21 protein-coding genes are annotated in these 18566 nt (G+C 63.3%); 5 read left to right on the top strand and 16 right to left on the bottom strand.

Features of this window, described 5'->3' with window-relative positions:
- Window positions 1-22 precede the first annotated feature (22 nt).
- Window positions 23-454: an arsenate-mycothiol transferase ArsC gene (locus tag ACWA13_RS14175; RefSeq protein WP_463934817.1), complete on the top strand. Its 432-nt coding sequence runs from the start codon at window positions 23-25 to the stop codon at window positions 452-454.
- Window positions 455-547: 93 nt separating this feature from the next.
- On the opposite strand, the gene ACWA13_RS14170 is transcribed toward ACWA13_RS14175, so the two are convergent.
- The 5 genes from ACWA13_RS14170 to ACWA13_RS14150 form a co-directional block, all read right to left on the bottom strand.
- The gene (locus tag ACWA13_RS14170) at window positions 548-841 is read right to left on the bottom strand and encodes a hypothetical protein (RefSeq protein WP_463934816.1); all 294 of its coding nucleotides are present in this window, start codon (window positions 839-841) and stop codon (window positions 548-550) included.
- 51 nt (window positions 842-892) lie between these two features.
- Window positions 893-2041 carry a S1C family serine protease gene (locus ACWA13_RS14165; RefSeq protein WP_463934815.1) on the bottom strand — a complete coding sequence of 383 codons (1149 nt, stop codon included), beginning with the start codon at window positions 2039-2041 and terminating at the stop codon, window positions 893-895.
- Between the two features lie 126 nt (window positions 2042-2167).
- Window positions 2168-2764 (bottom strand): TetR/AcrR family transcriptional regulator, encoded by a 597-nt coding sequence (locus ACWA13_RS14160; RefSeq protein WP_463934814.1) that lies wholly within the window; start codon window positions 2762-2764, stop codon window positions 2168-2170.
- A gap of 52 nt (window positions 2765-2816) precedes the next feature.
- Entirely contained in the window at window positions 2817-4181 is a 1365-nt protein-coding gene (locus ACWA13_RS14155) for a phenylacetate--CoA ligase family protein (RefSeq protein ID WP_463934813.1), read from the bottom strand.
- 6 nt (window positions 4182-4187) lie between these two features.
- Complete coding sequence (locus ACWA13_RS14150) at window positions 4188-4673, bottom strand: hotdog fold thioesterase (RefSeq protein WP_463934812.1); 486 nt, start codon at window positions 4671-4673, stop codon at window positions 4188-4190.
- A 170-nt stretch (window positions 4674-4843) separates the two neighbouring features.
- Here ACWA13_RS14150 and pta point away from each other — a divergent pair, with 170 nt between their 5' ends.
- On the top strand, window positions 4844-6919 hold the full coding sequence (gene pta, locus ACWA13_RS14145) for a phosphate acetyltransferase (RefSeq protein ID WP_463934811.1): 2076 nt from the start codon (window positions 4844-4846) through the stop codon (window positions 6917-6919).
- A gap of 21 nt (window positions 6920-6940) precedes the next feature.
- On the opposite strand, the gene ACWA13_RS14140 is transcribed toward pta, so the two are convergent.
- Window positions 6941-7174 carry a hypothetical protein gene (locus tag ACWA13_RS14140; RefSeq protein ID WP_463934810.1) on the bottom strand — a complete coding sequence of 78 codons (234 nt, stop codon included), beginning with the start codon at window positions 7172-7174 and terminating at the stop codon, window positions 6941-6943.
- A gap of 136 nt (window positions 7175-7310) precedes the next feature.
- On the opposite strand from ACWA13_RS14140, the gene ACWA13_RS14135 reads away from it, so the two are divergent.
- On the top strand, window positions 7311-8468 hold the full coding sequence (locus ACWA13_RS14135) for an acetate kinase (RefSeq protein WP_463934809.1): 1158 nt from the start codon (window positions 7311-7313) through the stop codon (window positions 8466-8468).
- Between the two features lie 47 nt (window positions 8469-8515).
- Here ACWA13_RS14135 and ACWA13_RS14130 read toward each other — a convergent pair whose 3' ends face one another.
- The 9 genes from ACWA13_RS14130 to ACWA13_RS14090 all read right to left on the bottom strand — a co-directional run bounded on the left by ACWA13_RS14130 (window position 8516) and on the right by ACWA13_RS14090 (window position 16729).
- Entirely contained in the window at window positions 8516-9712 is a 1197-nt protein-coding gene (locus tag ACWA13_RS14130) for an NAD(P)/FAD-dependent oxidoreductase (RefSeq protein ID WP_463937939.1), read from the bottom strand.
- Between the two features lie 4 nt (window positions 9713-9716).
- Window positions 9717-9926 carry a hypervirulence associated TUDOR domain-containing protein gene (locus ACWA13_RS14125; RefSeq protein WP_463934808.1) on the bottom strand — a complete coding sequence of 70 codons (210 nt, stop codon included), beginning with the start codon at window positions 9924-9926 and terminating at the stop codon, window positions 9717-9719.
- Window positions 9927-10049: 123 nt separating this feature from the next.
- The gene (locus ACWA13_RS14120) at window positions 10050-12290 is read right to left on the bottom strand and encodes a S9 family peptidase (RefSeq protein WP_463934807.1); all 2241 of its coding nucleotides are present in this window, start codon (window positions 12288-12290) and stop codon (window positions 10050-10052) included.
- A 486-nt stretch (window positions 12291-12776) separates the two neighbouring features.
- Entirely contained in the window at window positions 12777-13235 is a 459-nt protein-coding gene (locus ACWA13_RS14115; protein ID WP_463934806.1) for a DUF4383 domain-containing protein, read from the bottom strand.
- 13 nt (window positions 13236-13248) lie between these two features.
- A complete protein-coding gene (locus ACWA13_RS14110) occupies window positions 13249-13596 on the bottom strand; it encodes a LuxR family transcriptional regulator (protein ID WP_463934805.1) in 348 nt (115 codons plus the stop codon).
- 95 nt (window positions 13597-13691) lie between these two features.
- Window positions 13692-14624, bottom strand: a complete 933-nt coding sequence (locus tag ACWA13_RS14105; RefSeq protein WP_463937938.1) for an ADP-dependent NAD(P)H-hydrate dehydratase — start codon at window positions 14622-14624, stop codon at window positions 13692-13694.
- A complete protein-coding gene (locus ACWA13_RS14100) occupies window positions 14602-15360 on the bottom strand; it encodes a histidine phosphatase family protein (RefSeq protein ID WP_463934804.1) in 759 nt (252 codons plus the stop codon). The genes ACWA13_RS14105 and ACWA13_RS14100 overlap by 23 nt, the downstream gene beginning before the upstream one ends.
- A 101-nt stretch (window positions 15361-15461) precedes the next feature.
- The gene (locus ACWA13_RS14095; protein WP_463934803.1) at window positions 15462-15587 is read right to left on the bottom strand and encodes a hypothetical protein; all 126 of its coding nucleotides are present in this window, start codon (window positions 15585-15587) and stop codon (window positions 15462-15464) included.
- Between the two features lie 68 nt (window positions 15588-15655).
- Window positions 15656-16729 carry an LCP family protein gene (locus tag ACWA13_RS14090; RefSeq protein ID WP_463934802.1) on the bottom strand — a complete coding sequence of 358 codons (1074 nt, stop codon included), beginning with the start codon at window positions 16727-16729 and terminating at the stop codon, window positions 15656-15658.
- 162 nt (window positions 16730-16891) lie between these two features.
- Here ACWA13_RS14090 and ACWA13_RS14085 point away from each other — a divergent pair, with 162 nt between their 5' ends.
- Both ACWA13_RS14085 and ACWA13_RS14080 read left to right on the top strand, forming a co-directional pair.
- Window positions 16892-17173 carry a PqqD family peptide modification chaperone gene (locus tag ACWA13_RS14085; RefSeq protein WP_463934801.1) on the top strand — a complete coding sequence of 94 codons (282 nt, stop codon included), beginning with the start codon at window positions 16892-16894 and terminating at the stop codon, window positions 17171-17173.
- A gap of 91 nt (window positions 17174-17264) precedes the next feature.
- On the top strand, window positions 17265-18161 hold the full coding sequence (locus ACWA13_RS14080; RefSeq protein ID WP_463934800.1) for an enoyl-CoA hydratase/isomerase family protein: 897 nt from the start codon (window positions 17265-17267) through the stop codon (window positions 18159-18161).
- Here ACWA13_RS14080 and ACWA13_RS14075 read toward each other — a convergent pair.
- The gene (locus tag ACWA13_RS14075; RefSeq protein ID WP_463934799.1) at window positions 18069-18533 is read right to left on the bottom strand and encodes an Lrp/AsnC family transcriptional regulator; all 465 of its coding nucleotides are present in this window, start codon (window positions 18531-18533) and stop codon (window positions 18069-18071) included. The genes ACWA13_RS14080 and ACWA13_RS14075 overlap by 93 nt on opposite strands.
- Between the last annotated feature and the right edge of the window lie 33 nt (window positions 18534-18566).

Genomic DNA, 18566 nt, shown 5'->3' with positions numbered 1-18566 from the left:
GCCACTCCAAAGGAAAACCCTTATGACCCAGGAATCATCCAAAACCCCGTCCGTCCTGTTCGTTTGCAGCAAGAACGGCGGGAAGTCACAGCTTGCCGCCGGCCTGATGAACCAGATCGCTGCCGGGAGCGTAGACGTCCGTTCCGGCGGCACGAAACCGGGCAACGCCCTCAACCCGGAGGTGGTGGAGTCACTGCAGGAACTGGGCATCGACATCACGGCCGAGTACCCGAAGCCGGTGACGGACGCCGGCATCGAGGCGGCCGACGTCGTAGTGGTACTGGGAACCGAGGCCAAGCTGGAACCGCGCGAAGGCACGCGCTTTGAACTGTGGGAGCCCGAGGAGCCGTCTCTGCGGGGGATCGAGGGCATGGAACGTATGCGCCTGGTCCGCGACGACATCAAACACCGTGTGGAAAACCTCTACCGGGAGCTCACCAACCCCGCCCCCTGACCCAAGTAGGTAGCAGTCGTTGCCCTTTAGAGACTTCTAAACGGCAACAACTGCTACCCAGTCGGGCGGGCAGGGCTTTACGACGGCGGGGCCTTACGCTTCTGCGCCGCCGTGCAGGCCGTCATCGCTGCTGTCGTCCGACGGAGCGGTGCCGGTCTGGTCGGAGATGTCCAGGTTGCCGCGGGCCTCGTCCATGGTGGGGCCACCGCTGGGGACATCGTACTTGTCAGGGCGGATGCCCTTGGCTTGTTCCTCGATCAGTGCCTGTTCTTCACTGAAGCGGATCTCGTTCGCTTCATCGCCGGCGTCGCCCGGGATGTCGTCCCTGACGGTGGACGGGTCCGGGACGATGTAGCCCTGGTCGGCTTCTTCCTTCGGATTGCTCATAATGTACTTCCTCTCTGGTGTGCCTTTTGGCACTCTCCGGTGGTGCTGGCCTTATCTGGCGGTGCTGCCGGTTGGACGTTCGGCCAGCTCGGCCTTGATGTCCAGTCCCTCGCCGCCGCGCAGCACGCGCAGTTCCACGGTATCGCCCGGGTTGCGGTTCCGCAGCTCGGCCAGGAGCTGTTCCGGGGTGCGCAGTTTCACACCCTCGAGCGATTCCAGGACGTCCCCGGGCCGCAGTCCGGCCCCGCCCGCCGGTCCGCCTTCTTCAACGGCCAGCACCACAACTCCGGTGTCGGCGTCAATGCCCAACCGGTCGGCGATCTGAGGGGTCAGCGCGCCGGGGGTCAGGCCAAGGTAGGCGTGCTCGGCAGTGCCGTCTGCCAGGAGCTCCTCGGCCACTTCGACGGCGGTCGCGCCCGGGATCGCGAAGCCAAGGGCCACTGCCCCGGCCTGCGGCGGGATGTATGCCTCGCTGATGCCCACCACCTCGCCACGCATATTCACGACGGCGCCACCTGAGTTGCCGGGGCTGATGGGCGCGTCAGTCTGGATCAGGTCCACCAGGGACAGGCTTTGCTGGGCGGAATCCGGGATGGCACGGTGCAGGCCGGAAATGATGCCGGCCGTGACGGTGTTCTCGAAGCCCAGCGGCGAGCCCAGCACAATGACGTCCTCACCCACTCGCGGGAGCGTGGTCTGGAAAGAGGCTGCCGGGAGCCCGGTGCGGTCCACCTGGATCAGCGCCAGGTCTGTCACGGGGTCAGTGGCGCGGACCTCGCCCTCCACCCGCTGGCCGTCGGCGAATCCGACTTCCACCGGTGAGGACCCGCGGATCACGTGCTCATTCGTCAGGATCAGGCCGTCAGCTGAGTACACCACCCCGCTGCCCAGTCCGCCCCCGGTAAAGATGGTGACCATGGACGGTGCGAGTTCCTCCACGAGACGGGGTATATCGCGGGTGGAGGTTCCGCCGTCGTCCGTTTCATTTTCCCGGGCGGGGGAGGACGCTGCTTCCGCAGGTGCCGTAACACTGGGAGGGGTGCCCTCAGGATCTTCTCCGGTGCAGCCAGCCAGTACCAATGCTGCCATGAGGAGCCCGGCAAGTAAGGCGAATGGACGACGACGGCGGTGCGGCCGGTTGACAGTCCTTGCTGACGATTCCAGTGCAACCCCCTTGATGATGGCTGTCTGTCTTTCCACCGTAGCTCGCCGACGGACCCCTAGCCACCCCAAGTGGTCGGTGGCTGAGCTTGTCGAAACCCGGATGTCGGAACCGGGATCTCGACGGGCTCGATCACCGGATCTCGACGGGCTCGATTGCCGGGACTACCGGTGGAGACCGTCGAAGGCCATGGTGATGACGTCGTCGGCCAGCTTGGCCGGGGTCAGGGGGCCGCCCGGTTTGTACCACTCGACGATCGAGTTGATCATGCCGAACAGGAGCCTGGTCACGGTACCGGGATCGATATCCTGGCGCAGCGTGCCGTCCTTGCTGGCGGCGGAAATGAGCGCGGAAACTTTGTGGTCGAAGGAGCGGCGGCGTTCCAGCGCGTCGCGTTCAATCCCGGTGTTTCCCCGCAATCGAAGCAGCAGGGTGACGAACGGCAGACGGTCCACCAGCACGGACACGGTTTGCCGCAGGACAAACTCCAGCCGGGCATCGGCCGGGCCGCTCTGGTATTCCGGCTGCTCCAGGATGTCTTCGAGGCCACCCAGGGCGTGGTCCAGTGCCAGTTTGAGGAGATCGCCCTTGGACGGCACGTGGTGGTAGATCGCGGACTTGGAGATGCCCAGGTTTTCCGCCAGGATCCCCATCGAAGTGGCGTCGTAGCCATGCCGGTTGAAAACGTCGACGGCGATCCGCAGCACGGACTGCTGGTCGTAACCGGGCCGGCCCCGTTTGGTCGCTTCAGATGTGGACATGGAGCCTAGTTTCTCACGAACGGTCGGTCAGTCAGCGCCACCCGGGAGCGGACTACCCCTTCGGGCGAAGGTCGTAGATCCGCTTGAGCTTCCCGTTGGAGCGGGCCAGTGAGCCTGGCTCTACCACCACCACCGTGCACGAAGAACCCACGTGGATCTTGATCTGCTCTCGCAGGGTTAGTCCCGCGGTCGCACTGTGTTCGGCGGAAACGGATTCGCGGCGCTCGACGCGAACGGTCAGCTGGTCCATCCGCTGGCCCTCCGGGCGGGTGATTTCCAGCTGGAAGTGCGGGCTCAGTTCCGGGATGCGAAGGGCAATCTCCTCGATCTGGGAGGGAAAAAGGTTCACCCCGCGAAGGATGATCATGTCATCGCTGCGGCCCGTGATCCGGCCCATCCGGCGGTGTGCGGGGAATGCGGTGCCCGGCATGAGGCGGGTGAGGTCCTTGGTGCGGTACCGGATGATAGGCAGCGCTTCCTTGGTGAGCGAGGTAAAGACCAGCTCGCCGTGTTCGCCGTCGCCCAGCACGTTTTCCTTCCCGGCCACGGGGTTGAAGGCGTCGATGATTTCCGGGCGGAAGTGGTCTTCCCAGACGTGGCTGCCGTCCTGCGTCTCGACGGATTCCCCGGCCACGCCGGGGCCCATCACCTCGGAGAGGCCGTAGATGTCGCACGCCTTGATGTTCATGGTCACTTCCAGCTCGTGACGCATTTCCTCGGTCCACGGCTCTGCACCGAGCACCGCGTATTTGAGGGAGGTCGACGTCGGATCGATCCCCATGTGCGTCATGGCGTCGGCGATGGTGAGCAGGTAGGTGGGCGTGGCCAGTATGGCGTCCGGCTTGAAATCCTGGATCAGCTGGATCTGGCGTTCGGTCTGGCCACCGGACATGGGGATCACGGTGCAGCCCAGCGCTTCGGCACCGGCGTGCGCGCCCAGGCCCCCGGTGAACAGGCCGTAACCGTAGGCGTTGTGCACCTTCATTCCGGGTCGGATGCCGGAGGCGCGGAAGCAGCGGGCAACAAGCTTGGCCCAGTCGGCCAGGTCCTTTTTGGTGTAGCCGACGACGGTGGGCCGGCCCGTGGTGCCCGAGCTTGCGTGCACGCGGGCTACTTCACTCTGCGGCACGGCGAACATGCCGAACGGGTATTCCGCGCGCAGGTCCTCCTTGGTGGTGAAGGGGAAGTTGCCCAGGTCGCTGAGTTCACGGAGGTCCGTGGGGTGGACCCCGGCGTCGTCGAACTTGCGCTTGTACAGGGCTACGCGCTCGTAGGCGTACGCAACGCTGTTCTGGAGTCTGGCCAGCTGCAGTGATTCCAGCTGGTCCCGGGACATGGTTTCCTCAGGGTCCAGGGTGCCCGGACCGGCTGCGGAGGTGGTGGCGAGGCTGGCGGCTTCGGCGGCGCTGGCGGTCATGGTGTCCTACTTCTTGGGGATGGTGCGGCTGCGGCCACGGAACTCGGCAACGAGTTCACCGGGTGCCGGCGGAAGGGTGGGGGAGTCGGCGTCGGCGGCCGGGGAGGGGCCGGCGTCGGCGGCAAAAATCTGGATGTCATAGAGTCCGCTGCGGCCGGATTGTGAGCGTCGGTCAGCCACGGCGGTAACCACCTGGCCTTCATAGGCGGGCTTCAGGAAGTTGATGTCGACGCCGGCAGCTACGGTGATGCTCTCCGGCTCGCCGTGTTGCGGGGCCGCGGGGTTGCAGGCCAGTGCAAAGGCCGTATCCGCCACGGCGAAGATCATTCCGCCATGGGCAATCCCGAAACCGTTGAGCATTTCCTGCCGGAGGGTCATCCGGACGGTGGCGTGCCCATCACCCAGCTGCAGGACTTCGATGCCAAGCCATTCGGAGGCATAGTCCTTCTCCAGAATGGGGTGCGCTTCCCCGGACAGCGTTGTCTCGGCCATGCGTCATTGCCTCCAGCTTTAGTTACCGAATGTTCATTAGGTAATCCCATAGGGGGCGAGGCTGTCAAGGGTAGGGTGCAAAATGCGTCGGCCTCGTCGTGGGCACCGCCAGCCAGCTGCATGAGGTGAAAGGATGGGAGGACCTGCATCAGCACAGCAAAGGGCGGACCATGGCCAAAGGGATATATGTCAGCGCAACCACTCCGGGCTCGGGTAAGTCGCTTGTGGCGCTCGGACTGGCGGATACGTTGTACAGGCACGCAGACCGCATCGGCTTCTTCAAGCCGGTGGTCCATGGCCCCAGCGCGGCGCAGGATCCCATGGTTGCCCTCATGAAGTCGCGCTTCGAGCTCGATGACGAGCGCTGCCGCGGCGGTCTCACCCATGAGGAAGTACGGTCGCTGCTGGCCGAAGGGAAGCGCGCGGATATCGATGCCCGCTGCGTGGAGATCTTCGCCGAGATGGCGCGCCACTGCGACGTGGTGATCGTGGAGGGCACGGACCTCACTGGCCAGGATGCCGCCGTCGAATTTGACCTCAACGCCCGCCTGGCCAACAATCTGGCCGCACCTGTGGTGGCTGTGGTTGGCGCGAAGGGGCGCACCGTCGCGGAAGCTGCTGCCGCCGTCGAGGTTGCCCGCAAGGAACTGGCAGCGGAAAAGTGCGCCCTCCTGGCCATCATGGTGAACCGTGCGGACGCTGACGACGTCGATGCTATCGCCGCCGCTGTGAAGCCCGGCGCCTCCGGACGTCCCGTGTACGTCCTGCCTGAGCTGGAGGAAATCGCGCGCCCCACGACCGGGGAAGTTGCCGCGGCCTTGGGTGTGCGGCAGATCGCGGGCCGGCCGGACATGGAACGCGATGTGCGGGATATCAAGGTGGCGGCCATGAACGTGGGCAACTTCCTGAATGTGCTGGACGAAGGCGCGCTGGTGATTGTGCCGGGGGACCGGGCGGATGTGATGGTGGCGTGCCTGGCGTCGTCCTTCTCACCGGAATTCCCGGTGCCGTCTGCCCTGATCCTTACCGGTGGCCTTGCCCCGGATGCCAACATCTATCCACTCCTGGCTCAGGCGCCGTTCCCCGTGTTCGCCTCCGAGGAAGACACCTACACCACGGCGCGCCGCGTCTCAGAGGTCCGCAGCGAGATCTGGTCCGGCCACCGACGCAAGGTGGCCTCTGCGCTGGGCCTGTGGTCCCGGCGCGTGGATGAGACCGAGTTGGTGGAAAGGCTGCACCTGCCGCGCGTCGAACGGATGACCCCGCTGCGCTTCCTGCACGATCTCATCGAACGCGCGCGCACGCAGCGCAAGCACGTGGTGTTGCCCGAGGGCACGGACGTGCGCATCCTGAGGGCGGCGGAAATCCTGCACCGCCGTGACGTCTGCGATCTCACGGCGCTGGGCCCGGAGAGCACTGTCCGCGAGCTGGCAGCGGCGAACGGCATCGACCTTTCCGGGATTAACATCGTGGATCCTGCCACTTCCGGGCTCCGGCAGAAGTTCGCCGAAAAGTACGCCGAACTGCGCGCGCATAAGGGCGTGGACCTGGCCAAGGCCTTGGAGATCATGCAGGACGTCAGTTACTTCGGCACCATGATGGTCCAGCTGGGCGTGGTGGACGGGATGGTGTCCGGGGCTGCCCACACCACGGCGCACACCATCCGTCCGGCGCTGGAGTTCGTGAAGACCCGTGAGGGCGTGAAGATTGTGTCCTCGGTGTTCCTGATGCTGATGCCGGACCGGGTGCTGGTCTATGGAGACTGCGCCGTGAACCCGGAGCCCAATGTGGAGCAGCTTGCAGACATCGCGCTGGCTTCGGCAGAGACGGCCACCCAGTTCGGCGTGGAGCCGCGAGTAGCCATGCTGTCTTACTCCACGGGAGGCTCGGGTTCGGGGGAGGCCGTGGAGGAAGTGCGGCAGGCCACCGAACTGGTGCGTGAGCGCCGCCCGGATCTCGCCGTCGAAGGTCCCATCCAGTACGACGCCGCCGTCGACGCCTCCATCGGGGAGTCCAAAATGCCCGGTTCCACCGTTGCCGGGCAGGCCACGGTGTTCATCTTCCCGGACCTCAACACCGGCAACAACACCTACAAGGCCGTGCAGCAGAGCTCAGGCGCAGTGGCAGTGGGGCCGGTTCTTCAGGGGCTGCGGAAGCCGGTCAATGATCTTTCGCGCGGCTGCACGGTGGAGGACATCGTGAACACCGTGGCCATCACCGCGATCCAGGCCCAGGCCGGTGGTTGACCTGTCGAAACCCGGTTTCCGTCAGCTGTTGTCCGGTTTGGCCAGGCTGTCCGGGTCCTCCTGCTTGGCGGGCTCATCGGACAAGCCCTGCGGCGTGAGGTTAAGGTCCTCGGCGTTCTTGGAGCCATCGCTATTCTTCGGCTTGGTCACCCCTGCCTCCGTCTCATCGCCGGCCCCTGGTTCAAGGGGAGCCGTGCTGCTGGACCCCGTGTTGGTGGGATCGTTGTCTTCGCTCCGGGTGGGTTCGTCGGTCATGAAGTTGTCCTCTCGGGCTGTTCCAGCTGGTCCGCTGACTCTAGGCACAGCGTATGCCTGTCCGCAAGGACCGCGCCGGGAGGCCGCGGCAATTTATAGTGGGAGCTAACCGCAACAGCAAGGCTGAGGAGGCCCCATGCTCGTTCTCGTCATCAACTCCGGTTCGTCGTCACTGAAGTACCAGGTACGTGATGTTGCCGCCGGGAGCGTTCTTACCGAGGGGCTGATTGAGAAAATCGGCATGGGCAACGGCGGTGGCGGCGACGGCGAGATTGAGGGCCCACGGGATCACGCCGAGGCATTGGAGCTGGTGGACGCCGCCATCCATGCGGAACTGGGTGACCAGAAGCTGGGGGCGGTGGGGCACCGCGTGGTCCATGGCGGCGAGCGGTTCGCAGAGCCGGTGCTGATCGATAACGAGATTACCCGCGCCATTGAGCGCCTCAACCCCCTGGCGCCGCTGCACAATCCGGCCAACGTGCTGGGCATCCGCGCCATCAGCAGGAAGTGGCCGGATATGCCGCAGGTTGCCGTCTTCGACACTGCCTTCCACCGCACCCTTCCGGAGCACGCCTGGCGTTACGCCGTGCCGGAGGAGCTCTACACCAACTACGGCATCCGCCGTTACGGATTCCATGGCACCTCGCACGAATATGTCACGCACCGTGCGGCCGCGCTGCTGGACCTGTCCGTGGAAGAGTTCGACGGCGTCATCGCCCACCTCGGGAACGGTGCCTCCGTGACGGCTGTCCAGGGCGGACGCTCGGTGGATACTTCGATGGGATTCACGCCGCTTGAGGGCCTGGTGATGGGCACCCGGGCCGGCGACCTGGATCCGTCCATCCTGGTGTTTCTGGCCCGTGCCGGCTGGAATCCCGAGGACATCGATACCATGCTCAACCGGGAATCCGGGCTCAAAGGCCTGGCCGGCACCAACGACATGCGCTCGGTAGTGGAAGCCGCGGAGAGTGGCGACGGCAAAGCAGCAATAGCGCTCGCGGTGGCGTCCTATCGGCTGGCAAAGTACATTGGCGGCTACCATGTGGCGGTGGGCGGCGCCAAGGCCCTGGTTTTCACCGCAGGCATCGGAGAGAACTCGCACCAGTTCCGCGCCCTTGTGGCACAGAAGCTGGGTGCCCTGGGCATCGAGCTCGACGCCTGGCTGAACGAGCAGGGGTCCAAGGAACCTCGCGTGATTTCCACGCCGGAGTCCGCCATCCCTGTCCTGGTGGTTCCCACCGATGAGGAGCGCGCCATAGCGGAGGCGACTGCCGCCGTCGTGAGTTCCAGGTGACGGCCTAGCCTCAGGCACGGCCTGCAGTGCGCCCCCGGAAGTGAGCTTTAGGCGCGGCCTTTAAGGATCAATTGCCAGTAGACCTGGGGAAAGATATCCCGGTCCACTACCCAAGACGCCTTGCTCTCCTTCCACATCGGTACCTTGGGAATAGTAGGCATCACCCGGTACTGATCGTCGAATTCGGCAAACACCACGGTGGAGCCGGACACGGTGAAGGGGCAGACTGCGTAGTTGTCGTACTTGTGGGCAGGCATCTTTCCCGACCTCACCGCCAGTAGGTTTTTCGCCAGAACTTTCGTCTGCTTGCGCAAGGCACCCCCGGATTTAGAGTTTCTGGTCCCGGCGGCATCACCGAGGGACCAGACGTTAGGGATTCTGGAGTGCCGGAGCGTTTGTTTGTCTACCTCTACGAACCCTCCGGCATCTCCGGCGGCAGGGAGGTTTGTGGCCTTCAACCAGTCCGGCGCGGACATGGGTGGCACAGCATTGAGGACGTCGTAACGCAGGTCCTCCGTTCCGCCGGTCCTGGTATTGCGGAGGGTGGCCGTTTGCGTGGCCGCGTCCACGGAAACCAGCTCACTGTCTGTTCGCAGTTCGATGCCGTACTCGGCGATCTTGCGGTCCAGTTCCAAGTCCACTTCCGGTACGCCGAATACGGTTGGGTAGGGCTGCACCATCACCACTTTGATCTTGTCCAGCACACCTTGTTGCCGCCAGTAGTCGCACGCCAGATACATCGGCTTTTGTGCCGCGCCCGCACAGGAGGCCGGTCCTGACGGCATGGTGAACACCGCCGTGCCTGAGGTGAGCCCGGCAAGCAGCGTCCACGTCTTGTCAACGAGCTCCAACTCGTAGTGTGACGTTCCCTGCGGTGAGTGTACGGCTTCGAGGAGCCCCGGAACGGCGTCCCAGTCGTACTGCATCCCGGGGCAGACCACCAGATGGCTGTAGGCGAGGGAGTCGCCCGAGGCCAGGTTCACGGTGTTGGATACGGTGTCTATACCGGTGGCGGCGTCCTGGATCCAGGTCACCCCTTTGGGAATGACTGATTCCTGAGGCCGTGAAGCCTCTTGGATTGAGGCCCGGCCTCCGGCTATGTGTGAGAACAGCGGCCGGAAGAAGTGCCGGTCCCCGGGTTCCACAAGGCCAATATCCTTGACGCCGTAGCGCCGGAGGCGTGCCGCGAGGGACACCCCGGCATTGCCGCCGCCGATAATGAGGACCTCATACTGGCCAGCCACCACGTTATTTCTTCTTCTCAGTGAGAGCCCGGGCTTTGTGGGCAGCGCGGGCGCCGGTCTTAGCCGATTCCACTACGTATTGGGGGTCTTCCTCGCTGGCACGGTGGGTGAGTCCATCGAGTTCGAAGTCGCTGGTTTTAACCTCCACGATTTCGCCATGCGTCTTGCCTTGCGGCGTGTTCCATTCCACGGCCGTTCCCTTGCTCAATGACATGAACTCTCCTTAGCTGGACGAAACGCTGGCTGGCAAGACGGGAGGCCACGGTTCGGAACCGGGGCTGTGCCCCAGTATCCGCTGTTCATGGCTATGGCTCAATGGGTGAGGATGCGGCTTGCTTTACTTCAAGCCAGCTCCCGGCAGCAGGCCAACAGAATTCAGGGAGTCGGCAATAAACGCGTAGTCCCAGGCCCGTTCGCGCCACTGCACGTACCGGCCTGACGCGCCGCCGTGGCCGCCGTCCATCTCGATCTTCATCACTACAGGTTCAGACCCCGTGGACACGGCACGCAATTGCTGCACCCATTTGGCAGGTTCGACGTACAGCACGCGCGTGTCGTTGAAGGACGTGACGGCCGCGATCTTGGGGTAGGCCACCGCGCGAACGTTTTCATATGGTGTGTAGGACTTCATGTACGTATACACCTCGGGGTCCTGGATCGGGTTGCCCCATTCTTCCCACTCCAGCGCGGACAGCGGCAGTTCGGGATCGAGGATGGTGGTCAGAGCGTCCACAAAAGGCACCTGCGCCAGAATGGCAGCGTATTTTTCCGGTGCCAGATTGGCCACCGCACCCATCAGCAGCCCGCCCGCAGACCCGCCCATCGCGGCAATCCGCGACGGCGAAACCCACCCGGAGGCCGCCAACCAGTCCGTCGCGGCGACGAAGTCGGTAAAGGTGTTTTTCTTCTTGAGTTTCTTGCCGTCCTCGTACCAGTGCCGGCCCAGCTCGCCACCGCCACGGATATGCGCAATGACGAACACTATCCCGCGGTCCAGCAGGGACAGTCTGGCGATTCCGAATCCGGGGTCCATGCTCATCTCGTATGAGCCATAGCCGTAGACGAGTCCGGCAGTCGAAGAGTCGCGCTGCACGCCCGCGTGGCGCAAAACAGACAGCGGAATGCGGGTACCGTCGGCCGCCGTCGCCCATTCCCTGGTGGCCACGTAGTCGCTGGCGGAATAGCCGCCCAGGACCGGACTTTCCTTGCGGAGCAGGAGTTCACCGTCAGGCATTCCAGCGGTCGGCAGCACGAAATCGTACACGCGCGACGGCGTGAAGTAGGACGTGTAGCCCAGGCGGATTACGGGCGCGTTGTAATCGGCACCGCCCACACCTGCCGTGTAGAGCTCCTCGTCGAAGGCAGGTTCCACCGGTGCCTGCTGCGCATCCGTCCCCAGGCCGTCCAGTGTGATCACCTGGACCCGCTCTATGGTGTCCTTGCGGACTGAGACGATCAGGTGGGTGGCAGTAACGCCGGCACCGTTGACGCGGACGTCGTCGGAATGTTCGACGACGGTTGTCCAGGCCTGCTCCGCCGACGGCTTCGCGAGTTCGGCGGGATCAACAATGGACACCATGGAGTTCACGGCGTTGCGGTTGTGGGTGATCAGGATGCGCTCAGTGGTGCCGCCGTTGGGGGTGGGGAGCAGGAAGGGCTCTGCCTCGTAGAGCACGCGTTCGTCGCGGGACAGCACGGTGGTGAGTCCGGCGGAGGGATCGTCGAAGCGCAGCAGCCGGGTCTCGCTGTATTCGGAGCAGCCGATGCTGAGCACCAGGTAGCGGCGGTCCGAGGAGAGCTCGAAACCGAGCCACATGGCGACGTCGTCCTCCTGGTAGATCACCTGGTCCTCGCTGACCGGCGTGCCCAGGACGTGGGCCTTCACCTGGTACGGGCGCCAGGAATCATCCACCACGGTGTAGAAAATACGGCTGCCGTCAGGGTCGAAGGAGACGCCATAGAAGACGTTCTCGATCACGTCCGGCAGGAGTTCGCCGGTCCGGAGGTCCTTGATGCGCAGCGTGAAGCGTTCGTCACCGGCGTTGTCCACCGCGTAGGCGTACAGGTTGCCGTCTTTGGTCACGGCAGAGCCGCCCACCGAGAAGAACGGCTTGCCCTCCGCCTCGATGTTGCCGTCCAGCAGGATCTCTTCGCCGGGAATCTCGACGCCGGCAACAACCGTGGGCGGGGTCCAGTCGGCTATGGGATTCCCGGTGTTCTGCGCGCGGACGCGCGAGGAGATGCCGTACTCCTTGCCCTCCACGGACCGGCTGAAGTACCACCATTCGTCCTTGCGGTGTGGGACTGAGAGGTCAGTTTCCTGGGTGCGGCCCTTGATTTCCTGGAAGATGGCATCGCGGAGCGGTTCCTGGTGGGCCGTGAGGGCCTCCTGGTAGGTGTTTTCCGCTTTGAGCAGATCGACGACGTCGGCAGACTCTTTATCCCGCAGCCATTCGTAGGGATCAACGAAAGTATCTCCGTGGTGCGTCCGTTCCTTCGGCACCTTTCGTGCCACCGGAGGAACGGCGTTTGCGGCGGAAGCGGTCGCCGGGGAGGGCTGCAGGGGAGTCTGGGTCATGCTTCCCAATATATGGGGATGGGCGGACAACCGGGCCCGACGTTCGCTACCGGGGTAGCGGGTACGAGGGCAACGTCCGGCCAGGCACGACCTCTGTTGCCTTCCCACCCGTCCGGCGTATCGTGGGAATGCGTCCAGAAACCCGATCAGCTCGGAAGGATTACTATGACAATCCCACCGGTACATGAGCCTGAGCCGTTTCCGCCGGACCCGGGGCCGGAACCTGGTTCCCCGGATCCCTCAACGCCGCCGAACCCAAATCCTCCGCCAGGTCCTTTTCCTAATCCCGGCCCGCTGCCGGTGCCCGACCCCGGTCCGGCCCCGCTCCGGCCATCCCCGCCGGAACGGTTCGAAAGTGCCCGCGTGGAAACAGGCGGAAGCCTATAGGCCACAACAAGCGACGCCGGCAGCCAGGCGTTCCCCGTAGTTGGAAACGTTGGCAGCCGGCGTCAGTTGGAAGTAGCCAATCGACGGGCAGGGCAGGAGCTACCGTGCTGCTGCTCCCCGTCCGACGTGGTCGCGCTTGCCGGACAGCAGGATGGCGAGGGCAATCATGCCGATGCCCAGGACCAGGTGCAGCCAGTTGTCGGCGCTGTTGAAGGGCACAAAGTTGACCGGTGAATCAAGGTTCACAATGAGGCCATACAGCCACAGAACCAGGTAGATCAGGCCGCCGTACAGCAGGTAGGCCCGGGCCTGGCTTGCCGACCTTGCCATCAAAATACCGGCCACGCCGAAGAGCAGGTGCACGATGTTATGCAGGATGGAAACCTGGAACAGGCCGAGCAGAAGCGCTTCGGATTCCGGTCCGGCAAATCCCATTGTCCCGTAGTTGCTGGTGACGCCCGGGATGAACCCGAGGACGCCTACCAGCAGGAAGACCGCTCCAACCACCTTTGCGGCAGTCTGTAGGCGAGAGTTTGTGGTGTGGGCTGTGGTTGCCATGGAAAACTCCTTTTTATAGACGTTCTTGGTGCCGGCGCCGCCGCCAGAGAATTGCGGCCGAGATCAGCACGATGACAAGGATTGCGGTGATTACCAGTGGTGCCCAATTCAGCCGGTTTGATTCCTGCTCTTCCGTTTCCCCGGTTCCCGGATTAACCGGGTTGGTGGGCGTGTTGTCAGCCGTAGGCGCCACGCTGGTGGCTGTGGGAGCTGGTGTTGACGGCGTCAACCCCACTTCCCCTGGCAAGTTTCGGGCCACTTGGTGTCCGGCGGCCGTAGCCATCGGAGCACCGCCTGAACCTACCGCTAAAACCAATGCGGCGGTGAGGGCTGCGAACATTGCCAGCCAGACTTTCAGCATGCGTACTCCTACCTTTTGATTGGTCCTTCGAAATAATACTAAGCATGCTTATTCTAAAAAAGTAAGCATGCTTTATAAATATTCGATTAATAAAGCTAGGGCTTCATCTCCAGAAGCAGTGCCGGCAGCTCGTCGGCCAATTCGCGGGCGAGGAAACCGAGGGGGCCCATCCGGCTGGCGAGCCGGTCTGCCGCTGCGGCATGGAGATGGCTGGCCCAGCACGTTGCCTGTTCATTGGTGGCGCCGCGCGCCCGCAGGCCAGCTACAGCTCCGGCGAGGACATCCCCACTCCCGGAGGTGCCCAGCCCGCCGCCGCCGGTGCCCAGACGCCAGCGGCGGACGCCGCCGTCGGAGCCGGGTTCCGGGGGAGCTGCGATGATTCCCTGGCAGGTGACCACCGCTTTGAAGCGGTCGGCTATGGCTTCGATGCCGGCGTCGAGGTCCTCTGGTTCTTCGCCCAGCAGGATGCCTGCTTCGCGGGGATTGGGGGTGAGGACAAGGCGGCCGGCCCACTGTTCAAACTCGCGGCGCAAATCAGGAAGGCAGGCCAGCGCGTACGCGTCCAGCACCCAGGCGGGCCCGGAGTCCTCCCGCCCCGAATCGGAGCCATCCCACTCAAGTAACCCGAGCAGCAGCTTTCTGGCCTCGTCCACGTCATCGAGGCCAGGCCCGACCAGCACCACATCCGCATGCTTCAGTTTGCTGCCCAGCCGCTCCAGGGCCTCTGGGGAACCGAGAACCGAACCGCCGCTGTTCTCGGGAAGGCCGACGACGCCGCACTCGGGGAGTGCGACCGCCGCGTTCGGTGCCACGGATTCGGCCATCGCCAAAGTCAGGTGCCCGGCGCCGGCCCGGAGCGCGGACGTCCCGGCGAGGAGCACGGCGCCCGGCGTGGGCCGGGCCCCGCCGATCACCAGTACGGAGCCGCGAGAATATTTGTCCTCGCCAGCGTCCGGCAAAGGCCAATCCCGCAGCAGCAAAGGAGTGACAGTTTGGAAGCCGGGGTTACTGGGGTTGGACACTTGCATCGCTTCCATGTTCGGTGACTGTCACGCCTTCGGTGCTGAGGTGCCCCGTCTGGTTGAAGTCCTGAAGCTTCCAGGGGCCTGCTCCCGAGGGGCGGACGAAGACCGTCGTCGAGGCATTGGCGACTGTACTGGTGGACGCGAGGTCAAGGATTTCCTGTTCGGACATCCCCTCGAGGATGTACCGGACGAGCAGGATGACGGCGTCGTGACACACAAGCATGACCCGATGACCATCACCTAGCGTGTTCAGCTCGCCCATGATCGATCGGAGCCGTAGGGCCACGTCCGCCCAGGACTCGCCACCGGGCGGACGGTGATAGAACTTGCCAAGCCAACGCCGCCGCTCGGCCTCCTCAGGAAAGCGGCGCTGCACGCCCAGTTGGGTCAGCGTGTCCAGGATGCCGAGCTCCCGGTCCCGGAGTCGCTCGTCAGAGAGTACCGGGACTTCCAAGGCCGCGGTTTTTGCGGCAATCTCCGCTGTTTCCCGTGCCCGGGCATAGGGAGAGGAAAAGATCATGGTGGGCAACCGGTCCGGAGCCATATTCGCCAGGGCCCGGCCGAGCGCAGCTGCTTGTTCCCTTCCGGTGGGGGAGAGCAGCACATCCGGATCGCGGGCCGGCACGGCAATGACCTCAAGGCCGCTTGTCCGCGCAGCGGACGCAGCCACATTGCCTTCGCTTTCGCCGTGCCGGACCAGGACCAGTTCAACGGCGCCGGCAGACCGGCCTGAAGGCAATGTTTGATCTGTATCCGTGGCCAACCTCGATCACCCCAGTTTTCGTCAGTGTGCTTAGTATCTGCCTACTGTACTACTGGCGGCGGGTGTGGGGCTGGAGATCAGGACAATACGAAGTCCCAGACCAGGACGGCTATGGTGGCGACAACGAGCAGGCCCAGTGCGATATTTCCGACCAAGCGAAGCTTCTTCTGCCGTTGAGTGTCAGTCTCGTATCTGTTCCCCATAGGCCCCATTGGCCCCATAGTAGGTGCTGAAACCGAACGCTGGCTGGATGGGCTTTAACGCTGAGGGTTCAGTTGCCTTTTTCGAAGTTGTTCGCCGCTATGTACTCGCCCAGCGTGTCATTGGCCAAAGCATCGGAGATCTTGGCGATGGCGTCCGGGTTCGTGAGCACGATTGACTGCCCATCGGAGGAAGTCCCGGTGCCGTTGGTGGGCAGCGTGAACATAGCGATGTCCGCCTGCCGGATATCACGGAGCTCCAAGCCAAGGCCGGCGAGGGCGCCCGCGTCCAAGGTCCTATCGACGCTCACGAAGGGCAACATGGACTGCACCATATTGTTGATGGTGACCGGATTGGTGAGGGTTTCGGCGCTGATGGTCTTGCCTATGAGGGCTTTCAGGAAGGCCTGTTGGTTGCGCACCCGCTGGTAGTCACCGTCCGGAAACGCATAGCGCTCCCGGACGAATGCCAGGGCTTGATCACCATTCAGGATGTTCGGGCCCGCCCTGTAGGCATAACCTGCTTCGTGACCGGAAGTGAAGGCAATACTGGAATTCACTTCCACTCCACCCAATGAGTCGGTCAGGCCTTTAAACCCTTCGAAATCCACCATGGCCACGTGGTCGATCCGCTGATTCAGGAGTGACTCAACGGTCTGCACCATCAGCGGAACTCCGCCGTAGGCCAGGGCGGAGTTGATTTTTGACTTTCCATGGCCTGGGATGTCGACCCAGAGGTCCCGCATGAGCGAGACGCTGTAGACGTTCTTCCGGTCAGCAGGGATGTGGAGGAGCATCAATGTGTCTGCTCGCTGGTCTGTCGCTGCGCCGTTGACGCCATCCAGCTCAGTGGCTCCGCGGCTGTCGCTGCCCATCAGCAGGATGTTCTTAGGAGCTGTGCCGTTCACCGGCTCTACGGCCTTGGGCCGTGTGGATTCTTCAGGAAAAGCCTGTTCTATCTTGTCGGTGTTGGAGTCAAATGTATGGGCAAGGTTGAAAAGGTAGCCGGTGGCCACCAACGCAGCGACCAAGAGCATTGCCGCGATGCCGATGAGGACAATCCGGCCTTTGTGACTCTTGCGCTCTTTCCGGGGCCACTGCTCAGGTGCGGTGGCTTTTTCATCGGTATCGAGCGGGTGCGTCATGAGTTCCTTGAGATTTTTGAGTTTGAGGGCAGCTTTGTGGATACTATCAACAGGTCGCGCTGTTGCCTTTATTGCGCTAAAGAGCCGACCCACGCTGGCGCTGCACGCGCGACAATTTTTTTGGGGGACACAACTGGGCAATAGATCGGGAAGCATGCTTCGTTGGTCGCAGAAGTCAGCACGGAACCAGCGGACAGGGTTGCATTGCTGCCCCTGGATGCCCATCAGCCGATTGTCCTCACGGGCGCTGCCGCGGCAGTTTGGACCCTTATCGACGGTCGCAGAACCCAGACGGCGATCACAGCTGAGTTGAATAAAAAATACGATGACGCTGAGGGCCAGATGAGCACTCACTCGCTTCATTTTTTGACAGTCTTGCCAGCCAGAGGCTCATTGAGCCGGCAGCAGCTGACAGGTGAGCGGGGACACTTGGCTCGGCATTGAGGTTCTGGGGACTAGGTTCAGTGTCCGCTGCGGTTCTCACGTCACAGCGGAGCAGCGGGCGGCCATGCGGCGGGCCTGGAGCCGTTGCATCGTGGAGACAACCCGCCCGTCCTCATCATCGGAACCGGATGTACCCGCTCCGCCCACGGACTCGCTCCCGTTTACTGCGCTGATCACCTTCGATTCAAAACTCCCCGACGGCGGCAGGCGCCATCTCGCTGCTCCCAGTTTCGAGCGCCTGGCCGAGTACCTGACCTCAGAACTCACCTTGGCCGCGATCCTGGAGCAGGCAGGGGAGTTGACCATGCTCCACGCCTGTGGCGTGGCAGATTTGCAGACTGGGGCAGTGGTTGCCCTTGTTGCAAAATCCGGAACCGGGAAGACCACCGCGTCCAGGGTTTTGGCAATATCCCGTGGTTATGTGACGGACGAAACTGTTGCCATCAGGCCCGCCAAGCTGGGCGCGACGTTGGATTCGGGCGGCCACTGGTACTTCACTGAGCGGCTTGGCATGCACCAGACCTTGGATCTGATCTACACTGCGGAATTGATGAACGGGGCGGAAGCTGTGGCGCAGGGACTGTTCAGCCGTGCCATGTCCGCCGGTGAGTTGTTGGAGACGATTCGCGGCATTGTGACCAGGGTGACCGTTGGTGCTACGGGTCCCTTCACCGCCAGCAAGGAGCTGGTGGCCTATATCCGTGACCAGCGCCTGGGGCTGTGGGAATCCACGGAAGAAGAGAACGCCGAACAGGCCCGGCTGTGTTGGATAGACGACTACGCTGAAGGCTTTAAGGCGTTCCAAGAGAAGAGGGCCCGGAGTTCAAGGGGTAAAACTGTTGAAACGGGGCTATTCGAGGGGACAAGCGGCATAACCTGGCATGTGAGCTATTGGTTACTGCACCTCGACATCCTCAAACACCAGGAATGTTTGAGTGTCCACGACGCCCGGCATGGACTGGAGCTGGTCAAAAATGACCCGCCTTAGGTCGATGTTGTCGATGGCGCGTACCAGGAGGATGACGTCGAAGTCACCGCCTACCAGCGCGACGTGATGCACCTCGGGCACCTGCCGCAGCTGCTCCCGCAGTTCCCGCCAGGAGTGCTGCTGCACCTTCAACGTCACATAGGCAGATGACCGCAGGCCCGCCTTGATCGGGTCCACTACCGCCGTGAAGCGAGTGATCACTCCGTCGCCTGTCAGCCGGGCAATGCGTGAATAGGCATGTGCGCGGGAAATGTGGACGTTCTCGGCCAGCTGCGTAACCGACATCCTGCCGTCCTTCTTCAGCTCGGAAATAATTGCGCGGTCCACAGTGTCCAAGGGTGCCGAAGAAGTCTCCAGCGCGGTGTCGTTCATTCGTCCACATCTCCTGCCAGTAACCTGCGTCAC

This window comes from Pseudarthrobacter sp. TRD_SC_9 (assembly GCF_055361265.1).
This window is presented reverse-complemented; position numbering and strand designations above follow the sequence as displayed.